A 20923-nucleotide genomic window follows, 5' to 3' on the forward strand; every position below is an offset into this window, starting at 1 on the left:
GACATGGCAAGGCGAGCACGGGCATGCGCGTCGCGGGCGCAGGCGCGCGGCTTCACCCTGCTCGAACTGCTCGCCGTCCTGGTGATCACCGCACTGGCCAGTACGCTGGTGGTGCTGACCTTGCCCGATGCGCGGCGCGACCTGCACGACCAGGCCGATGCATTGGCCAGTGCCTTGCTGCACGCACGCGACGAAGCCATCCTGAGCCTGCGCATGGTCGAGGTGACCGTGGATGCAGGTGGCTACAGGTTCCGCCGCCAGGCGCAGCAACGCTGGGTGCCGCTGGATGAAAAGCCGTTCGCCGCGATGCGCTGGCCTGCCGGCGTGCAGACGCAGTTGCCGGTGGGCGGGACGCAGTTGAGCGTGCGCTTCGATCCCACCGGTGCGGCCACGCCGCAACGCATCGCGCTGGCCGACGGCCAGCAGCAGCTGCAGGTGGTGGTGGACGCCGCCGGCGTGGTGCGGGTCGATGCGCCCCTGCGGTAAGCCCGATGCCTGCGCCGGATTTTCGCTGCTCGAACTGATGGTCGCGCTGGCGATCTTCGGCATGGCCGTGGTTGGCCTGCTGAACCTGTCCGGCGAAAGCACGCGCACCGCGGTGGTGCTGGAAGAGCGCGCACTGGCTGCGGTGGTTGCGGAGAATCAGGCGATCGACGCGATGCTGGCGCCCACCGCCGCAGCAGTGGCGCCGGCGAACGGGCAGGAAACGCTGGGCGGACGCAGCTGGGACTGGCGGCGTACGTCGATGCCAGCCGGCAGTACCGGCATCGTGCGCATCCAGGTGCAGGTGCGCGCCGCAGCGCAGGCGCAGGAAATCGCCAGCCTCAGCGTCTTGCGGAGCGCCGAATGATCCGCACACCTCGCAGCGCAGCGGGCAGCCGTGGCAGCGCGGGCTTTACCTTGATCGAGCTGCTGGTCGCCCTGGCGGTATTCGCGCTGGTGGCGGTCGCCGCGGTGGTGGTGATGCGCCAGAGCATCGACCAGCGCGATGCGGTGCGTGCACGTTTGCAGCAGGTTCGCGAGTTCCAGCTTGCACATGGCCTGCTGCGCAGCGACCTGCAGCAGGCCGCAGTGCGGCGCACGCGCAACAGCGAGGGCGGCGCTGCACGCACCGCGTTCGTCGCCAGCCCGCCCGGTGTGCCGGGGCCGCTGTTCGGTTTTGTGCGACGCGGCTGGAGCAATCCGGATCAGGCGCCGCGTGCGTCGCTGCAATACGTGGAATACCGGGTGGTCGATGGACGCCTGGAGCGCAGTGCACGCCCCGCACTCGACGGTGCAGTCGCCGGTCCGCCGCAGGTGGTGTTGCGTGGCGTGCGCTCGGCGGTGGTCGGGTTCCATTATCGCGCGCAGTGGAGCGATGGCTGGAGCGGCGGGCTCGACGCACTGCCGGATGCGATCTCGCTGGAGCTGGACCTGGAGCAATGGGGCCGCGTGCGCCAGTTGTTCCTGCTGCCGGAGGGGCGCGGATGAAGACCTTGAACGCACACGCCGGGCAACGCGGCGTCGCACTGCTGACGGTGCTGTTGCTGGTGGCGGTGATGACGTTGCTGATGGTGGCAGTGCTGGACGATCTGCGTTTTGGCCTGCGCCGCAGCGGCAACGGCGAGGCGATGACGCAGGCGCAGTGGTATGCGTTGGGCACCGAAACCATCGCCCGGCAACGCCTGCAGGCACTGGCCAGGCGCGACCCGATGCGTACCACGCTGGAGGGTGGCTGGAACGATCAACCGGTAACCTTCCCGCTGGACGACGGCGCGTTGAGCGTGCGGCTGCGCGACCGCGGCGGCTGCTTCAATCTCAACAGCGTGGTCGCCGGTGCGCCCGAGCAATGGCAGCGCAGCGACGACGGCGCAGCGCAGTACCGCGCCTTGCTGGAGGTGCTGGGCATCGCACCGCAACCGGCGCAGGCGCTGACCGATGCGCTGGTGGACTGGATCGACAGCGACAGCCAGCCCGGTGCGCAGGGCGCTGAAGACGATCGCTACCTGCAATCGGCAGTGCCGTTGCGCAGCGGGGCGACCCTGCTGGCGGGCGTCAGCGAGCTGCGCGCCATCGCCGGCTACACGCCGCAGGTGATCGCGCAGTTGCGGCCGCATGTGTGCGCACTGCCGGAGGCGCGGCTGTCGCCGGTCAACATCAATACGTTGCGTCTGCAGGATGCGCCGGTGCTGGTGGCGCTGACCGAAGGCGCCCTGGAATTGCCGGCCGCGCGCCGCGTCATCGCCGCGCGGCCGGCCGGAGGATGGCGCGACGTCAAAACCTTCCTGAGCCAGCCTGCGCTGATCCAGGCCGAGCTGTCCAATGCAGTGCTGGAACAGATCGAATTACGCACCCGTTATTTCTCCCTCTACAGCCAGGTCGACCATGCCGGCGCGCAGGTCGTGCTGGACGCCTTGCTGCAGCAGGATCCTGCCGGCCGCGTGCGGCTGGTGGCGCGCCAATGGAGTTCCGACGAATGAGTACCACCTTGCTGTTGCTGCCCGCCGATGCCACGGCGCAGGCGATCGCCGTGCGTGTGGACGCGCATGGCCAGGTGCTGTCGCAGCGTGTGGCCAGCGCGCCGTATGAACCGTCCGCGCGCAGCGTGCTGGTGGTGCCGGGCGTGGATGTGCATCTGCGCTGGCTGAGCCTGCCCGGCCGCAGCATCGCGCAGTCGGTCGCGGCCGCGCGCCTGCAACTGGCCGAACATCTGGCTGTGGAGACGCCGGCCCTGCATGTGGTGATCGCCGATCGCAGCGAGGCCGATGGCACGCGCCTGGCCGCTGCGGTGGATGGCGCAACGATGCAGCAGTGGTTGGCGCGCGCAGCGCAGCTGGGCGTCGTCCCCGATGCGGTGGTGCCCGATTGCCTGTTGCTGGAGCCCGGCGCGGACGCTGCGGCGGCAGTGGTGGACTGGGACGGTCGCTGGCTGATCCGTGGCGCAGGCCTGGCCTGCAGCCTGGAGCCGGAGGCTGCGTGCATGCTGCTGGGCGAGCGCGCGCCGGCACAGCCGCCAGCGCAGGACACCGCACACGCCATTGCCTGCCTTGCGCAAGGCGCCATGCGCGCGCCCATCAACCTGCTGCAGCACGCGTTCGCTGCGAGGCCGGCCGCTGCGCGCACGGTCACTACGCGCCGTCTTGCGGCGCTGGCCGCACTGGTGCTGCTGTCGCCGCTGGTGCTGCTGCTGGCGCAGACACTGCGCTACGAAATCGGCGCGCGCCTGCTGCAATCGCGCGCCGCCGCGCAGTTGGGCGTGCGCGATGCGGCGGCGGTGCAGGCCGCGCTGCAGGCACGCCGGCATACCGGTGCAGCGGCCGATCGCCTGGCCATGCAGCTCGGCGACTTGTTCGCAGCGGTCGATGCCATGCCGGCGGCGGAACTGGATCAGATCGACTATCACGCCACACAGCCGCTGCGCGGCACCCTGCTGCACGCCGATGGCGCCAGCCTGCAACAGTTGTCCACGCGGCTGGCCGGGGAGGGGTGGCAACTGCAGCCCGGCAGCAGCCAGGGCGAGGACGATCGCCTGCGGACGCCGTTCGTGCTGGAGCCATTGCGATGACTGCACCTATGCAACGCGGCATGCAGTGGTGGCAGGCACGTGCGCCGCGCGAGCGGCTGATGCTGGGCGTGATGTGCGCCGCCGTGGCCGCATTCGTCGCCTGGTACGCGCTCTACTCCCCGTTGCGGCACTGGCGTGCCCAGGCGCAGGCGCGCTATGCCGCTGCGGCCCAGCTGATGCTCGATGCATCTGCGCAGGCATCGGCGAGCAGGCGTACCGCTGCACCTGGTACGGCGGCACTGAACGAGCTCATCGCAAGCAGCGCACGCGATGCCGGTGTCGGCATCACCGCCCAGCAGCGCAACGCAGCGGGCGGGGTGGACGTGCAGATCGATGCGGTCAGCGGCGCCAGCTTGTTCGGCTGGCTGGAGCGGCTGCGCCAGGCGCATGGCCTGGCGCCGACGCAGCTGAGCATCGTGCGCGACCAGGGCCAACTGCGGGTACGCTGCGGGTTTGCGGAGCCTGCACCGTGACGCGCCTGCGTTGGACCCTGGTCTTCCTGTTGATGGTGGGCATTGCACTGCTGGCATGGCTGCCCCTGCGCCTGGTGTTGCCACGCGAGGGGCTGCCGTTCTCGGCGCTGGACGTGGAGGGGCCGGTATGGGCAGGCACCTTGCGGCAGGTGCAATGGCAGGGCATCGCCTTCGGCGATGTCATGGTGCGGCCGCGCATCTGGCCGCTGTTGCGTGGACAGCGGCAGGTGCACCTGCAGGCCACGCAGCTGCAACTGCTGCTGGTGGATGGCGCGCAACACGGTATCGGCGATGCGCAGGGCCAGCTGCTGTTGCGCCAGCCGGCGGGCATGGCCTTGATCGATCTGGCGGTGGAGCTGCAGCAGGTGGATCTGCTGTTCGATGCCACCGGCTGCGTGCAGGCAGGTGGGCGGGTCGGCCTGCAACTGCTGGCGAGCGGGGCGGGCGAGCTGCCCGGTCTGCCGCCGTTGCGCTTGTCCGGGCAGCCGCGGTGCGTGGATGACAGCGCCGTGCTGAGTCTGCTGCCCGATGCACCGTTGCCTGCCGGCGTGCAGGCCGATGCACAGCTGCAAGTGTGGCGCGATGGGCGTTGGCAATTGCAGTCACGCATCGATCCGGGGCAGGACGCAGTGTTGGGCGTGGGCCTGCAGTTGCTGGGCTTTGCCGCCACCCCGGAGCGCAGCTTGTTGCGCATCGACCAGGGGCAATTGCGCTAGGACTGCTGTTACGCGCGGCGCGGCGAGAAATCTGTCGTCTGCACCATTAGCGTGCATGCCCGGAGGCTGAGGTCTTCATCGCGGCCACTGCGATGGCACAGTTCATTGGTCCGTTGACAACGTTGTCGGCGTAGGACCCTGCGTAGTCATTGCGCCAGTTGCTGGGTTGCTTCGATAAGGCAGAAGTGCTGCTTCCGATACGCGGGAGCGTGCGGTATGGACTGTGATCCAGCCCGCAATGCGTGCGCTGCGGTGTGCACATTCCGGATCCGCCGGAATTGGTCTGGTTACCGGGGATTGGTCAGTGACTGGTCCTGTGACAACGATGCCCGCTGCGCACCCGAATGATCCTTTGTGCACCGTCGAAGGTCTTGAAAAGCAGGGCTCAGGCGCGTTCGCAGCCGCCGGTCAAACACTTTCGGCAGTGACTGTTGACAGGATCTTTTAAAGACCATAAGAATCAAATCCACTGAATTGGTATTTGCCAGTCAGGGCCGTTGATCAGCAATGGCATGCGATGTCCGTCCTGGGAGGGAGGCGGCATCGGCACCCACGGGGGGCCGTACGGGGTGCTAGCAGACAACAGATCGCAGGCGGTTCCGCACGTCCGGAACTGGTGGCCTGTGCGCGTGTGGGTGGGTTGCCCAACGCCGGGATCTGTCATTGCTGATTGATCGGAACGCCAGCCGCGTCGTCGTCCAGCCATTCCACCTCAGGATCTCCCATGTCACCTGTCCCGCGTGCCTCGTTGCGTTGTTGTTCGCCCTCCTCGCTGTCCGTCGCCATCGCGCTGTCGCTGCTTGCCTGCGGTGCCAATGCGCAGGCGCAGCAATCGCCGCCGGCGGCATCGGCGCAGATCTCCCAGCTCGATACCGTCAAGGTCACCAGCTCCTACCAGAAGAGCCTGATCACCGCGATGGACAACAAGCGCGACGACGTGCGCATGACCGATGGCATCTCCGCACAGGACATCGGCAAGTTTCCTGCCGAGAACATCGCCGAAGCGATCCAGCGCATCCCCGGCGTGCAGATCTCCACCATCAACGGGCGTGGCTCCACCATCAGCGTGCGTGGTCTGGGCCCGCAGTATTCGGCCACCACCATCAACGGCCAGGTGATCAAGAGCGCCGACTTCACCGACGGGTTTCGCTACGACATCATCCAGCCGGAAGTGGCTGCCGGGATCGAGGTGATCAAGTCGCCGTCGGCGGACATGGATGCCGGTGGCCTGTCCGGCACGGTCAACATCAACACCACCAAACCGCTGGACTACCAACAGACCAAACTGCTGTTCTCGGCCAAGACCCAATATGCGGAGTTCGCCGGTGGCTCGCCCACGCCCAAGGGGGTGCTGACCTATATCGACCAGTTCAAGTTCGGTGGCGGCGATCTGGGCGTGTTCCTCAGTGCCGGCTACCAGAAGCTCAAGGACCGCGCCGATTATCTGTGGATCGACCGCTGGTACACGCAGGACACCGACGCCGGCACCTTGTACATCCCGCGTCGCCCGCGCTATCGCTCGATCGAGCGCGAGACCACGCGCAAGATGTTCAATGGCGGCCTGCAGTGGAAGCCCAACGACCAGCTGGAGATGAACCTCACTGCGCTGTATTCGCAGGACAAGACCGCCAACGACATGAACCAGCTGGTGTACTCGTTCGAGCGCAGCCCGTTGACGGTGCTGCAGACCAACGGCCTGACCGCCACGCAGGTGTCGGCATCGGACTACTGGCTGGAAAACAACCGCCAGATCGAACAACACGACCTGTCCACCCAGTTGCTCACCTACGACTTCAAATGGAAAGGCGATGCCTGGACGCTCAGTGGCGCGGCCAATTACACCCAGGGCAAGACCGACGAGAACGAACGCGCCGCGATCCTGGGCCGAATCCCCTCGGCGACGCTGCTGGATACCTCCAATCCCGACGCGATCTCGCTGACCACCGATGCCGACGCCACCGATGCCAGCGCCTGGGACAAGCGCAATCTGGTGCGCAGCGAGTATCCCAACGGCTCCATCCAGTCGCTCAGCAACAAGGAGTGGTCGCTGCAGCTGGATGCCGAACGGTATCTGGGGCTGGGTGCATTGAACGCGGTGCGCTTCGGTGCCAAATACCGCCGCGAAACCTTCGAGCGCGACGTGCGCCGGCGCGACTTTCTGTATCTGCTCCGGACCGGTGCGGTGTCGGGCTTCGACATGTTCCCGGAGCTGTCGGCCGCCAACAGCACGGTCAGCAACTTCCTCGACGGGCAGCTGGCCTCGCAGGACAGCTGGGTCACCCCGGACATCGCGGCCTACGCGCGCTCGCTGGCGGCGGCCGGCATTAGCGTGCCGGTGCTGTTCGCACCGCAAAGCAGCTACAGCATCGAGAACGACATTTCCTCGGCCTATGCGATGGCGCGCATCGACACCGACATCGGCAGCATGCGTCTGCGCGGCAACCTCGGCCTGCGCTACGAAAACACCAAGCGCACCACCGACACCTACCTGACCCAGGCGCAGGCCGCCAGCGACGATGCCAATGTGGTGATCGGCACCGCGCGTGCGCCGTACGAGTATTCCAACTGGTTGCCCAGCCTGAATCTGGTGCTGGACATGCGCGACGACCTGCTGCTGCGCTTTGCCGCCGCCAAGGTACTGGTGCGTCCAATTCTGGACAGCAACACCGCCATCGCCTCGACCATCTCCACCGGCACCAATACCGGCGGCACCACCACCTATGTCGTCACCCAGGGCCAGACCGATCTGAAGGCACTGACCGCCGACCAGGCCGACCTGAGCCTGGAGTGGTACTACGGCAACGGCGGCGCGCTGACCGTGGCCGGCTTCTGGAAGAACATCAAGAACGGCACCTTCAACAGCATCGTCTGCCCGGCCGCCTTCAACGGCACTGCGCTGTCCAGCAACGCGGCCGGCGACTGCGTGGACAGCGGCGGCGATATCTACGAGATCACCGCCACCACCAACGACCCGAGCAAGGTCAAAATCCGCGGTTACGAACTAGGCTGGACGCAATCGCTGGATGCCTGGCTGCCGATCGACGGCTTCGGGGTGACCACCAACTTCACCCGGGTGATTCCGCAGCGCGATACCGATTTCCAGATCCGCAACCTGTCCGAGCAGACCTGGAACGCCACCGCGTACTGGGAGAGTGCGCATTATTCGGCGCGCGTTTCGCTCAACCATCGCAGCGAGTACGAACAGGACAGCAGCGACAGCTTCTTCGCGCGCGAAGGCCACACCATGAAGGCGCGCACCCAGCTGGATGCGGTGCTCGGCTACCAGGTCAACGACAGGCTGAGTTTCCAGCTCGGTGGCCTGAATCTCACCAACCGCACCGAGGAGGCCTACAAGGACATCGCCAGCCGTTGGCAGATGACCGGCGTCACCGGCCGCAGCTACTACCTGTCGATGCAGTGGGACATGCTGTGATGCCGGGCCAGAGAGCGCTGCGCCGGCATGCACCGCTGCGTGCGGCAGCCAGCAGTGCCGGCAATGCCGCAGGTGTGATGGACGCGCGCCATGCAGTGGCCGCACGCGTGGCTGCGCCGCGCGCGTCACGGAGCACGCCTGCGGTGCAGGCTGGCAGGCGCCATCATGCGCAGGCGTGAGTTCCTTGCCGGCAGCGTCTGCGCCTCGTCGCTGCTCGGCGTGCCGGCGCTGCTGCCGGGCGCGGCGAGCGCTGTAGCGACACGCGCGGGCAGTGGCGGCACGCCGCGTCCCGCGCCACCGCCAGCGGGCACCGATGACGCCGGCGAGTGGCTGGATCTGGACGAGGGCTGGCGCTTCCACGCGGGCGATCTACCGTTCCCGCGCCTGCTGGCGCAGGACGAAACCTACGACAATGCAAAGGCCGGCCGCGCCTGGGGTGCAGCGGCGCCGGACTACGACGACACCGGCTGGCGACAGCTGCAACTGCCGCACGATTTTGTGGTGGAGCAGACGGTGCGCGCCGACGCCAACATCGCGCAGGGCTATCGCCCGCGCGGGATTGCCTGGTACCGGCGCACGCTGCGGCTGGACGAATCCGCGCGCGGCCAGGCGGTAGAGTTGCGTCTGGACGGCATCGCCAGCCATGCCACCGTGTGGGTCAACGGCATGCTGATGGCGCGCAGCTGGAGCGGCTACAACGGGCTGGTCATCGATCTCACGCCGGTCGCGCGCTACGGCAATGCCGTGAACAGCATCGCCATCCGCGTCGATGCCGAGGCGATGGATGGCTGGTGGTACGAAGGCGGCGGCATCTACCGGCACACCTGGCTGGTGCTGCGTGCGCCCTTGCATATCGCCGGCGATGGCCTGGCGGCAGTGCCGCGCGAAGGCCCGGGCGATCTCTGGCAGCTGCCGGTGCAACTGGACCTGGTCAACAGCGGCGAACAGCCTGCCGAGGCGTGGGTGGATGTGGCGCTGCGCGATCCAAACGGTGCTGTCGTGGCGAGTGGCGAGACGCAACTGCGCGTGGCTGCATTCGGTACCGTGCAGGCAGCCATCAGCATGTCGGTGCCGCAACCGCAGCGCTGGAGCGTGGACACGCCGGTGCTGTATCGCGTGCAGGCCAGCGTGCGTGGCGCAGACGGCCGCAGCGACCGTGTCGAGTGCGAGATCGGCTTTCGCAGCCTGCGCTTCGATGCCGACCACGGCTTCTTCCTCAATGGCCGCCCGCTCAAGATCAAGGGCGTATGCCTGCATCAGGACCATGCCGGCGTCGGGGTGGCGCTGCCCGATGCCTTGCACGCGTTTCGCCTGCAGCGCTTGAAGTCGATGGGCTGCAATGCCATCCGCCTGCATCACGCGGTGGCACCGGAACTGCTGCAGGCCTGCGACCGGCTCGGCATGCTGGTGATGGCCGAGAACAGGCTATTCAATCCCGCACCCGAGTATGTGGCGCTGCTGCAGAACATGGTGCGGCGCCAGCGCAACCATCCCAGCGTGTTCCTGTGGTCGCTGCTCAACGAGGAGCCGCTGCAGGGCACCGCCACCGGTTACGCGATCATGGCGCGCGCCGCCAGTGCCGTGCGCGCGCTCGACGACAGCCGCCCGATCACCGCCGGCATGAACGACGGCATGTTCGCCACCCGTGGCGCGGCCGATGTGGTGGACGTGCTCGGCTTCAACTACCGCCAGTTCAACTACGACCGCGTGCATGCGGCGCGGCCGCGCACGCCGATGCTGTCCAGCGAGGACACCAGCGCCTTCCAGACCCGCGGCGCGTGGTTCACCGACCTGGACGCGCACGTGGTGGCCGAAGACGACAGCCTGGCCGCGGACTGGGGCAATACCCACCGCCGCGCCTGGCAGCTGATTGCCGAACGCCCGTTCGTCGCCGGCAGCTTCGTGTGGACCGGCTTCGATTATCGCGGCGAACCCACGCCGTTCGAATGGCCGTCGGTGGGCGCGTTCTTCGGCATCATGGATCAATGCGGATTTGCCAAGGGCGCCTACTGGTTGCGCCGCGCATTGTGGATCGACGACGCGCCAGTGCTGCACCTGCTGCCGCACTGGAACTGGCCCGGCCGCGAAGGCCGGCCGATCAAGGTGATGGCGTTCTGCAATGCCACGCAGGTGGAGCTGTGGCTCAATGGCCGCTCGCTGGGAAAACAGGGGGTGGATCGCGCGCAGATGAATCAGTGGCAGGTGGACTATGCGCCGGGTGTGCTGGAGGCGGTGGCCTGGCGCGACGGCCGCGAGGTGGCGCGCACGCGGGTGGAAACCACCGGCGCAGCGGTTGCGCTGCGGCTCACGCCCGACCGCCCCCAGCTGCGCGGCGATGGCCGCGATGCGCAGCCGGTGACATTGGAAGCGGTGGATGCGCAAGGTCGCCACGTGCCCGATTGCAATGCAATGCTGACGCTGCAGGTCAGCGGTGGCCGCTTGCTGGGTGTCGGCAATGGCGACCCGAATGCGCACGCCGCCGATCAGGGCATGCAAGTGGCCCTGTTCAACGGGCTGGCTCAGGCGATCGTGCAGGCCGGGTGTGGCGCAGGCGCGTTACGGCTGCAGGCGCGTAGCGCAGGCGTGCGCGATGCCGCGCTCGAAATCGCCTGCACAGCGGTGCCGCTGCCAGCCACGGTGCCGATCGTGGCGCCGGTGATGGTGGTCGAAAGCTGGCGCCACACCGCCGCCTTCGCGCAGCCGCCGGCACCGGATCTCTCGCGCCGCCCCAACGACAACAACAGCTGGAGCAACACGTTGCCCGGCACCCTGGAAACCGCGCCCGAACGCGCCGGCTACGTGTTGTACCGCACCCGGTTCACGCCGTGGCAGGGCGTGCAGGCCCACGGCGGCATGCTCGACCTGGGCCGCCTCAGCGGGCCGGCGCAGGTGTTTCTGGATGGCCGTGCAGTGACGCAGGCGGCGGCCGGTACGCCGATCAAGTTGGCGCTTGCACCCGCGGCCGGCGCGCGCACGCTGGCGGTGATCCTGCAGGTCGCTGCGGATCAACCGTTTGGATTCCACGACGTCGTCACCGTGCAGTATCGGAACTCGCCATGATTACCTCATCGTTTTTCCCGTCCGCGCCCGCGCGGCTGTTCGCCGGCACAGTGCTGGGCGCCTTGCTCGCCATTCCCCTCACCGTGCTGGCCACACCACCCGCACAGGCGGTGCTGCAACGCCTGATCGGCGCACGCGCCGCCCAGTTCGAGATGCGCGTGGCGCCGCGCGGCGACGGCGCGGACTGGTATCGCATCGATGCCGGCGGCGACACGGTGCGCATTGCCGGCTCCTCGCAGGTGGCCTTGGCGCGTGGCGCCTACGCCTATCTGGGCCAGGCCGGTGCGGCCTCGATGAGCTGGGAAGGCGACCGCGTGGCGCTGCCGGCGCAATGGCCGGCCTACAGCAGCGGCCAGATGCGCACGCCGTTTGCCCATCGCGCCTATCTCAATACCTGCACCTACGGCTACACCACGCCGTTCTGGGATTGGCCGCGCTGGCAGCGCGAGATCGACTGGATGGCGTTGCACGGCATCGACATGCCGCTGGCGATGGAAGGGCAGGAGGCGATCTGGCAGGGGCTGTGGCGCGAGTTCGACGTGGGCGATGACGCGCTCGCGGAGTATTTCTCCGGCCCCGCCTTCACCCCGTGGCAGCGCATGGGCAATATCGAAGGTTATCGCGCACCGTTGCCGCAGCAATGGATCGACAGCAAGCGCGTGCTGCAGACGCAGATCCTCACCCGTATGCGCGAGCTGGGCATGCAACCGGTGCTGCCGGCGTTTGCCGGCTACGTGCCCAAGGCATTCGCGCAGGCGCATCCCAATGCGCGCATCTACCGCATGCGCGCCTGGGAAGGCTTCCACGAAACCTACTGGCTGGATCCACGCGATCCGCTGTTCGCCCAGGTCGCGCGCCGGTTTCTGGAGCTGTACACGCAGGCCTACGGTGCAGGCGAGTTCTATCTGGCCGACGCCTTCAACGAGATGCTGCCGCCAGTGGCCGACGACGGCAGCGACGTGGCCGCCGCCAAATACGGCGACAGCATCGCCAACTCCGATGCCGCACGTGCCAAGGCCGTGCCGGCGGCGCAACGCGATGCACGCCTGGCCGAGTACGGGCAGGCCTTGTACCGCTCCATCGCGCAGGTCAATCCGCAGGCCACCTGGGTGATGCAGGGCTGGCTGTTCGGTGCCGACCGCGAGTTCTGGCAACCGCAGGCGATCGCCGCGTTTCTCGGCAAGGTACCCGACGCGCGACTGATGGTGCTGGACATCGGCAACGACCGCTATCCCGGCACCTGGAAGGCGGCGCAGGCGTTCGACAACAAGCAGTGGATCTATGGCTACGTGCACAACTACGGCGCCAGCAACCCGTTGTACGGCGACTTCGCGTTTTATCGACACGATCTGCAGGCCTTGCTGGCCGATCCGGACAAACGCAATCTGCGCGGCTTTGGCGTGTTTCCGGAAGGGCTGCACAACAACTCGGTGGTCTACGACTATCTCTACGCGCTGGCCTGGGAGGGCCCGCAGCAATCCTGGTCGCAATGGCTCACGCAGTACACCCGCGCGCGCTACGGCCGCAGCGATGCGGCCTTGCTGCAGGCCTGGTCGGATCTGGAAGCGGGCATCTACCAGACCCGCTACTGGTCGCCGCGCTGGTGGAACAAGCGCGCCGGCGCGTATCTGCTGTTCAAGCGGCCGACCGCCGACATCGTCGGCTTCGATGACCGCCCCGGCGACCCGCAACGCCTGCGCCGCGCCATCGACGCGTTGCTGCAGCAGGCCGACCGCTATGCCGACGCACCGCTGTACCGCTACGACCTGATCGAAGACGCACGGCATTACCTGAGCCTGCACGCCGACCGTCAATTGCAGGCGGTGGTGCAGGCCTACGACGCCGGCGACTTTGCGCGCGGCGATGCATTGCTGGCACGCACCACGCAACTGGTGCAGGGGCTGGATGCACTGGTCGGCGGCCAGCACGAAACCCTGGCCGACTGGACCGGCCAGGCCGCCGCGGCCGCCGGCAACGATGCCGCACTGCGGCGTGTCTATGTCGGCAATGCACGTGCACAGATCAGCATCTGGGGCGGCGACGGCAATCTAGCCGATTACGCGTCCAAGGCATGGCAGGGCATGTACGCGGATTTCTATCTGCAGCGCTGGACGCGCTTTCTCGGCGCATACCGCGCTGCACGCAAGGCGGGCACACCGTTCGACGCAGCGGCAGTCAACGCGCAGCTTGCCGCGTGGGAGCGCCAATGGGCCGCGCAGGACGCGCTGCCGAAGCGACAGCCACCCCGCGACCCACTGACACTGCTACGCAGCTTGCTGGCGCAGGTGGATGCGCCTGATGGCTTGCAAAGCGCCATGCAACGCAATGTGCAAGGCAGTACGCGCGATGCAATGCAAGGCATTGCCCAAGGCGACGTGCACGGCATGGCGCACGGTGCCATTCGCAGCACCAGGCAAGGCACTGCCCAATGAGCAGATGCGTATCGCACACCGCGGCCATGCATGAGCGCTTCAGCGCCGATGCAATGACGCTCGTCACGGGCAGCAGGTCTGCGCGCCGCCTCCACCTGCAGTCGCTGGGCAAGGAACTGCAATGAGCGCACAAACACTCCCTGCTGCAGCTGGCACTGCAACCGCAGCACCCAGGCGCGAACGCTTCCTGTCGCTGGACGTGTTCCGCGGCCTGACCATCTTCCTGATGATCCTGGTCAACACCGCCGGGCCCGGCGCGCAGCCATATGCGCAGCTGACCCACGCGGCCTGGCTCGGCTTCACGCTTGCCGATCTGGTGTTTCCCTCGTTCCTGTTCGCCGTCGGCAGCGCGATGAGTTTTGCGCTGGCCACCGGCACGCCGCACCGGCAGTTCCTCGCCCGCGTGGGCAAGCGCGCCGCGCTGATCGTGATGTGCGGCGTGCTGATGTACTGGTTTCCGTTCTTCCACCCGCAGCCCGATGGTGGATGGGCGTTCACTGCAGTCGATCAACTCCGCCTGACCGGCGTGCTGCAGCGGATCGGCCTGTGCTATCTGCTTGCGGCGCTGCTGGTGCGCTATCTGCCGCCACGCGCTATCGCGCCGGTTTGCGTCGCGCTGCTGCTGGGCTACTGGGCATTGCTGTACGTCTTCGGCCAGCCCGGTACGGAGCTGAGCAAGACCGGCAACGCCGGCACCCGGCTGGACCTGTGGCTGTACGGGCATGCGCACCTGTATCGCAAGGATGGCGGCTTCGACCCCGAGGGCCTGCTTGGCACGCTGTCGGCCACGGTCAACGTGCTGGCCGGCTATCTGGGCGGGCGCTTCCTGCAGCGGCACGGCAAGACCGGTGCCGCCACGCGCAGCCTGTTGCTGGCGGGCGCGGGGCTGGTGCTGCTGGCATTGCTCTGGCACCCGGCCTGGCCGCTGTCGAAGAAGCTCTGGAGCGGGTCGTTCGTCGCCTGCACGGTAGGCCTGGATCTGCTGGCGCTGGGCGTCCTGGTCTACCTGCTGGAGTTGCGCGGCTGGAGCGGCGGCAGCGGCTTCTTCACCGTGCTGGGGCGCAACCCGCTGGCGATCTACCTGTTCTCCGAACTGTTCGTGGTGGTGCTGCGGCTGCTCCCGGCCGGCAGCTCCGGGCTGGACCTGTACGCCTGGGCCGGCATCCGCGTGTTCCAGACCATCGCGCCGGGCCCGCTCGGCTCGCTGCTGTGCGCGCTGAGCTACACGCTGCTGTGTTGGTGCGTAGGCTGGTGGATGGATCGGCGGCGCTGGTATCTGCGGCTGTGATCGCCCGGCCCGGCAACGGGTGACGCAGCCCCGGCGCGCGGACAATGCCGCACCAGCTTGGTCATCGGCATGCATCCCGCCCTTGACCAGCGCGGTGGATGCCTGCGTCAGCCAGGCTTGTCATCGCTCCCGACGATCCACAGCCGCTAATGCGCTGCGGACAAATTGGTACTATATTGGACCTAACGAATCCAAGTCGGTCCGGAGGACAGGCAATGGCCAAACCGAAAACTGAAGCCAGGACGGACTCCGACCCCCGGATGGACGCGCTGACGCTGGACGCCTCCGCGCCGACGCCGCTGTATCTGCAACTGGCGAGCAAGCTGGACGAGCAGATCCGCGGCGCGCAGTGGAAGGCCGGCGAGGCGCTGCCGGCCGAGCGCCAGCTGTGCGAGCGGCTGCAGATCTCGCGGGTGACCCTGCGCCAGGCCGTGGACGTGCTGGTCGAACAGGGCCTGGTCTCGCGCCGGCAGGGCGCCGGCACCTTTGTCACCACGCAGATCCAGCACCAGCTCAGCGGCCTGACCAGTTTCAGCGAGACGCTGCGCATCAAGGGCTACGAGCCCGGCACGCGCTGGCTGGAGCGGCGGCTGCGTCCGGCGCATGGCGAAGAGATCCTGCGGCTGGGCCTGTCGCCGGATGCGGCGGTGGCCTCGCTGACCCGCCTGCGCAGCGCCGACGACCGGGTCATGGCCTACGAGCATGCGGTGTTGCCGCAGCGCATCGTCGCCGACCCGCAGCAGATCGGCGATTCGCTCTACAGCTACCTGGACGCGCAGGGCACCCCGGTGGTGCGCGCGCTGCAGTACTTCCGCGCGATCAATCTGCCCGCGCGGCTGGCCGAACACCTGCGCATGAAGACCGGCGAGGCGATCCTGCATGTGGTGCGCGTGGGCTATGCGCGCGACGGCAGCGCGATCGAACTGACCGACACCTATTGCCACAACGATTTCTACGATTTCGTCGCCGAACTGCGCCGCTGATCCAGCGCGGCGCCCCCCAACCGACAACTCAAGAGCCAGCCGATCCATGACTACCGCCAGGCCCGCAAATCCCGTTGTCTCGATCGCCATCGTCGGCGTGCTGTTCTTCATCATCGGCTTCTTCACCTGGATCAACGGGCCGCTGATCACTTTCGTGCGGCTGGCGTTCGACCTCAACGAGGTCAATGCCTTCCTGGTGCTGATGGTGTTCTACCTGTCGTACTTCTTCCTGGCGCTGCCGGCGTCGTGGATCCTCAAGCGCACCGGCATGAAGAAGGGGCTGGCGCTGAGCCTGGTGGTGATGGCGGTGGGCGCGGCCGGCTTCGGTCAAATCGCCACCCAGCGCTGGTATCCGGGCGCCTTGGGCGGCCTGTTCGTGATCGGCAGCGGCCTGGCGCTGCTGCAGACCGCGATCAACCCGTACATCAGCATCCTCGGGCCGATCGAGAGCGCGGCGCGGCGGATCGCGCTGATGGGCATCTGCAACAAGATCGCCGGCATCCTGGCGCCGATCCTGATCGGCTCGCTGGTGTTGCACGGCATCGGCGATCTGTCCGCGCAGGTGGCCAGCGCCGATGCGGCGACCAAGCAGCAGTTGCTCACGGCCTTTGCCGCCAAGATCCACGCACCGTATCTGGTGATGTCTGGCGTGCTGCTGTTGCTGGCGATCGGCGTGCTGTTCTCGCCGCTGCCGGAGCTGCGGGCCTCCGAGGCCAATGCCACGCCCGGCAGCGCGGTTGGCGTGCAGAAGTCCAGCATCTTCCAGTTCCCGCACCTGTGGCTGGGCGTGTTGTGCCTGTTCGTCTACGTGGGCGTGGAAGTGATGGCCGGCGATGCGATCGGCACCTACGGCCACGGCTTCAATTTGCCGCTGGACAGCACCAAGATCTTCACCTCCTACACGCTGGGCGCGATGCTGGTTGGCTACATCGTCGGCCTGGCGTTGATTCCTGGCGTGATCTCGCAGGCGCGCTACCTGAGCGTGTCGGCGGTGCTGGGCGTGCTGTTTTCGCTGGGCGCGCTGCTGACCCACGGCTATGTGTCGGTGGGCTTCGTGGCCGCGCTCGGTTTTGCCAACGCGATGATGTGGCCGGCGATCTTTCCGCTGGCCATTCGCGGGCTCGGCCGCTTCACCGAGATCGGGTCGGCCTTGCTGGTCATGGGCATTGCCGGCGGCGCGATCATTCCGCAGCTGTTCGCCATTCTCAAACAGCACTACGACTTCCAGGTCGTGTTCGCTGCGCTGATGGTGCCGTGCTATCTCTACATCCTGTTCTATTCGCTGCGCGGTTACCGTGTGGGCCTGCCGGCCCAGGCCAAGTGAACCAGGCAGCATGATGCGTTCCGACGAACAAGGCACACCCATGCGCAGGCCCACCATCAAAGATGTCGCCGAGCGCGCCAAGGTCTCGTTGAAGACCGTGTCGCGCGTGATCAACAACGAACCGTCGGTGATGCAGGCCACGCGCGCGCGCGTGCTGCGCGCCATCGCCGATCTCGACTACGAACCCGATCCGTCCGCGCGCAACCTGCGCAGCGGCACGCCGTTCGTGATCGGCCTGGTCTACGACAATCCCAACCCGTATCACATCATCGGCATCCAGAACGGCGTGCTGGCCGCCTGCCGCGAAACCGGCTTCGGCCTGCAGATCCATCCCTGCGATTCCACCTCGCCATTGCTGGCCGAAGAACTGGCCGAATGGGTGCAGCGCTCGCGGCTGGCCGGCGTGGTGCTGACCGCGCCGATGTCCGAGCGCCTCGAGTTGATGGCCGGCCTGGCTGCGCGCGGCATCAAGAGCGTGCGCATCATCGCCGCCACCGACGATCCGGGCGACGGCCCCTGCGTCTATATCGACGACCGCGCTGCCGCCTACGAGATCACCGAGCATCTGGTCCAGCTGGGCCATCAGCGCATCGGGTTCCTGTGGGGTGGCCCGCAGCACCGCTCCAGCGGCGAGCGTTACGCCGGTTACGAGGCCGCGTTGAAGGACTACGGCATCACCCTGGACAAGCACCTGGTGATTCCCGGCGATTACACCTTCGACGACGGCTTCCGTGGCGCGCGCCGGCTGCTGTCGTTGCGCGAGCCGCCCACCGCCATCTTCGGCAGCAACGATGAAATCGCCGCGGGCGTGCTGGCCGCAGCCAAGTCCACCGGCATGAACGTGCCGTATCAATTGTCGATCGCCGGTTTCGAGGACAGCCCGTTCTCGCGCCAGTCCTGGCCGGCGCTGACCACCGCCAAGCAGGCCACCGACGACATCGCGCGGCATGCCGCACGCCTGTTGATCAGCCAGCTGCGCAGCGATGCCTACGACGACCAGCCCGCGCAATTGCAGAACCGCGGCTTTGTGCCGCAGCTGGTGGTGCGCGGTTCCACTGCACCGGCGCAGACGCCGTCCGCCAAATCCCTTCCTCCCGAATCCGCCTGAGCACGATGAGCCTTCCCACCGAAACCGAGACCTTGATGTTCCGCGAGGCGGCGCAGACCGCCGACGTGGTCGCCGCACAGTTCGCCCGTAATGCCGACACCGTCGCCGCCCTCGCGCAGTCGCTGCGCGATACGCCGCCGCCGTTCGTGGTGACCTGCGCACGCGGCAGTTCCGATCACGCAGCGACCTACGCCAAGTATCTGTTCGAAACACAACTGGGCATCGTGACCGCCTCTGCATCGCCGTCGGTGGGCTCGGTCTACGCATCGCCGCTGCAGTTGCGCGGCGCGCTGTATATCGTGATTTCGCAATCGGGCAAGAGCCCGGACCTGCTGCGCAATGCCGAGGCCGCCAAGGCGGCCGGCGCGCGCGTGGTCGCGCTGGTCAACGTCGAGGATTCGCCGCTGGCACAGCTGGCCGAGGTGGTGATTCCGCTGGGCGCAGGCCCGGAAAAAAGCGTCGCCGCCACCAAGAGTTATCTCGCCTCGCTGGCTGCGCTGCTGCACCTGGGCGCGGTGTGGAAGAACGACCCGGCCCTGCTCGCGGCGGTGGAGGCACTGCCGCAGCAGTTGCGCGCCGCCTGGCAGGCCGACTGGTCCGCGCTCACTGCCGGCCTGGTGCCGGCACACAACCTGTTCGTGCTCGGTCGCGGCCTGGGCCTGGGTGCGGCGCAGGAAGCGGCGCTGAAGTTCAAGGAAACCTGCGGCCTGCATGCCGAGGCGTACAGCTCGGCCGAGGTCAAGCACGGCCCGATGGCGCTGGTGGGGCCGGGCTTCCCGGTGCTGGTGTTCGCCCAGCCCGACGAAACCGGCGCCGGCACGCGTGCGCTCGCCGCAGAATTCCGCGCGCGTGGCGCGCAGGTGTGGCTGGCCGCCCCCGACGGCGACCTGCCGCTCGTGGATGCAGCGCACCCGGCCAGCGCGCCGCTGCTGACCGTGCAGAGCTTCTACCGCGCGATCAACGCGCTGGCCCTGCAACGTGGCAACAATCCCGATCTGCCGCCGCATTTGAACAAGGTCACGGAAACCGTTTGAACATGGATGCTTCCCCGATTCAAGCGTTGTGCAATGCACGCGTGCTCACCGACGATGGCTTGCAGGATGGGCTGGTGGTCCTGCTGGCCGGCACGCAGATCCAGGCGGTGGTGGCGGCCGACGATGCGCGCGTTGCGCAGGCGTATACGCGTGTGGATCTGGGCGGTGCCACCTTGCTGCCTGGCTTTATCGATATCCAGGTCAATGGCGGTGGTGGCGTGTTGTTCAACAACGCGCGCGACCCGCAGGCGCTGGCCACGATTGCGGCCGCGCATCGCCGTTACGGCACCACCGGCATGCTGCCGACGCTGATCAGCGACACCGCCGAGGTCATGGCCGAGGCGATCGAAGCAACGCGCCAGGCCATCGCGCAAGGCGTGCCCGGCGTGCTCGGTATCCATCTGGAAGGCCCGTACCTGAGCCCGGCCCGCAAGGGCACGCACGACGCGCACAAGTTCCGCCTGCCCGACGCGCACGAGATTGCCGTCGATACCTCGCTGGACAACGGCGTCACCTTGATCACGCTCGCACCCGAGCGCGTGCCGCTGGACGACATTCGCGCCTTCGTCGCCGGCGGCGCGATCGTGTTTGCCGGCCACACTGCGGCCAGCTACGAGCAGGCGCGCGACGGCATTGCCGCCGGCGTCAGCGGTTTCACCCATCTGTACAACGCGATGTCGCAGCTGGCCGGGCGCGAGCCCAGCGCGGTCGGCGCCGCATTGGAAGACCCCGATGTGTGGTGCGGCATCATCGTCGATGGCGTGCACGTGCATCCTGCCAGCCTGCGCGTGGCGCTGGCCGCCAAACCGCGCGGCAAGCTGTTGCTGGTCACCGACGCCATGCCGATGGTCGGTGCCGACAGCCCCAGTTTCGACCTGTACGGCGAAACCATCACCGCGGTGGACGGCGTGGTACGCAATGCCGACGGCGCACTGGCCGGCTCGGCGCTGGACATGGCCACGGCTGTGCGCAACAGCGTGCAGTGGCTGGGCGTGGATCTGGCCGAAGCCGCGCGCATGGCGTCCACCTATCCGGCGCAATGCATCGGCCTGGGCCAGCGCCTGGGCCGCATTGCACCCGGCTATCAGGCCGATCTGGTGCTGGTGGATGCAGACGTGCAGGTACTTGCCACCTGGGTCGCCGGGCAGCGCGAATAAGTCCGCACGCCGCCGCACGAACCCGTTCGTGCGGCGCGATGCGTTTGAAACCTTGTTTGCGGTCTTGTCTGCGGTGAACCGCCATCGTCGGTACGCTGCAGCATGATCGTGCGTGCGTGCGTGCGTGCGTGCGCGAGTGCAGGGCGTGCTTTTGCCAAGTTCCGGAAAGGAATCAGTGTCGAACGATGGAGCGGCCAAGCAGAAGTCGGGCGCTTTCGGCGTCACGCAACGCGTAGTGCAACCGACGCGCTTTCTGTTGCAATAGACGCTCGACGATGACTGCAGCCGCATGCGCTTGCCGCAGGTCAGCACTGCAATCGCAGTGGTTTGGCAAGGCGCCGCATACACCATCCACCACAACAAAGCCTGCA

Annotated in this window: 16 protein-coding genes; all 16 read left to right on the forward strand. The window is 67.4% G+C overall.

What is annotated here, in order from left to right; genetic code table 11:
* Positions 1–3: 3 nt before the first annotated feature.
* A complete protein-coding gene (locus XARJCFBP2528_RS09805) occupies positions 4–486 on the forward strand; it encodes a GspH/FimT family pseudopilin (RefSeq protein ID WP_047124620.1) in 483 nt (160 codons plus the stop codon).
* Positions 470–850 (forward strand): type II secretion system minor pseudopilin GspI, encoded by a 381-nt coding sequence (gene gspI / locus XARJCFBP2528_RS09810; protein ID WP_047124621.1) that lies wholly within the window; start codon positions 470–472, stop codon positions 848–850. Before XARJCFBP2528_RS09805 ends, gspI begins: the two co-directional genes overlap by 17 nt.
* The gene (gspJ, locus tag XARJCFBP2528_RS09815) at positions 847–1470 is read left to right on the forward strand and encodes a type II secretion system minor pseudopilin GspJ (protein ID WP_047124622.1); all 624 of its coding nucleotides are present in this window, start codon (positions 847–849) and stop codon (positions 1468–1470) included. Before gspI ends, gspJ begins: the two co-directional genes overlap by 4 nt.
* Positions 1467–2459 (forward strand): type II secretion system minor pseudopilin GspK, encoded by a 993-nt coding sequence (gspK, locus tag XARJCFBP2528_RS09820; protein ID WP_047124623.1) that lies wholly within the window; start codon positions 1467–1469, stop codon positions 2457–2459. Before gspJ ends, gspK begins: the two co-directional genes overlap by 4 nt.
* Positions 2456–3544, forward strand: a complete 1089-nt coding sequence (gene gspL / locus XARJCFBP2528_RS09825) for a type II secretion system protein GspL (protein WP_016900873.1) — start codon at positions 2456–2458, stop codon at positions 3542–3544. Before gspK ends, gspL begins: the two co-directional genes overlap by 4 nt.
* Positions 3541–4017 (forward strand): type II secretion system protein GspM, encoded by a 477-nt coding sequence (gene gspM, locus XARJCFBP2528_RS09830; RefSeq protein ID WP_026063993.1) that lies wholly within the window; start codon positions 3541–3543, stop codon positions 4015–4017. The genes gspL and gspM overlap by 4 nt, the downstream gene beginning before the upstream one ends.
* Before the next feature lie 32 nt (positions 4018–4049).
* Entirely contained in the window at positions 4050–4733 is a 684-nt protein-coding gene (gspN, locus tag XARJCFBP2528_RS09835) for a type II secretion system protein N (RefSeq protein WP_374057772.1), read from the forward strand.
* A gap of 724 nt (positions 4734–5457) precedes the next feature.
* Positions 5458–8166: a TonB-dependent receptor gene (locus tag XARJCFBP2528_RS09840; protein ID WP_047124624.1), complete on the forward strand. Its 2709-nt coding sequence runs from the start codon at positions 5458–5460 to the stop codon at positions 8164–8166.
* A 165-nt stretch (positions 8167–8331) separates the two neighbouring features.
* Positions 8332–11226, forward strand: coding sequence for a beta-galactosidase GalA (gene galA / locus XARJCFBP2528_RS09850; RefSeq protein ID WP_047124626.1), 2895 nt, complete (start codon positions 8332–8334; stop codon positions 11224–11226).
* Positions 11223–13658 carry an alpha-N-acetylglucosaminidase gene (locus XARJCFBP2528_RS09855; protein ID WP_047124627.1) on the forward strand — a complete coding sequence of 812 codons (2436 nt, stop codon included), beginning with the start codon at positions 11223–11225 and terminating at the stop codon, positions 13656–13658. Before galA ends, XARJCFBP2528_RS09855 begins: the two co-directional genes overlap by 4 nt.
* Positions 13659–13779: 121 nt before the next feature.
* Entirely contained in the window at positions 13780–14946 is a 1167-nt protein-coding gene (locus XARJCFBP2528_RS09860) for an acyltransferase family protein (protein ID WP_047124628.1), read from the forward strand.
* 260 nt (positions 14947–15206) lie between these two features.
* Positions 15207–15929: a GntR family transcriptional regulator gene (locus XARJCFBP2528_RS09865; protein ID WP_016900882.1), complete on the forward strand. Its 723-nt coding sequence runs from the start codon at positions 15207–15209 to the stop codon at positions 15927–15929.
* 46 nt (positions 15930–15975) lie between these two features.
* Entirely contained in the window at positions 15976–17253 is a 1278-nt protein-coding gene (locus XARJCFBP2528_RS09870; RefSeq protein WP_026063996.1) for a sugar MFS transporter, read from the forward strand.
* Between the two features lie 40 nt (positions 17254–17293).
* Positions 17294–18361 (forward strand): LacI family DNA-binding transcriptional regulator, encoded by a 1068-nt coding sequence (locus XARJCFBP2528_RS09875; RefSeq protein ID WP_026063997.1) that lies wholly within the window; start codon positions 17294–17296, stop codon positions 18359–18361.
* A gap of 5 nt (positions 18362–18366) precedes the next feature.
* Positions 18367–19395, forward strand: a complete 1029-nt coding sequence (locus XARJCFBP2528_RS09880) for an SIS domain-containing protein (protein ID WP_016900885.1) — start codon at positions 18367–18369, stop codon at positions 19393–19395.
* Positions 19396–19397: 2 nt separating this feature from the next.
* On the forward strand, positions 19398–20552 hold the full coding sequence (gene nagA, locus XARJCFBP2528_RS09885) for an N-acetylglucosamine-6-phosphate deacetylase (RefSeq protein WP_047124629.1): 1155 nt from the start codon (positions 19398–19400) through the stop codon (positions 20550–20552).
* The last annotated feature ends 371 nt before the right edge of the window (positions 20553–20923 follow it).

The organism is Xanthomonas arboricola pv. juglandis, from assembly GCF_001013475.1.
In the GTDB taxonomy this organism is placed as follows: domain Bacteria; phylum Pseudomonadota; class Gammaproteobacteria; order Xanthomonadales; family Xanthomonadaceae; genus Xanthomonas; species Xanthomonas arboricola.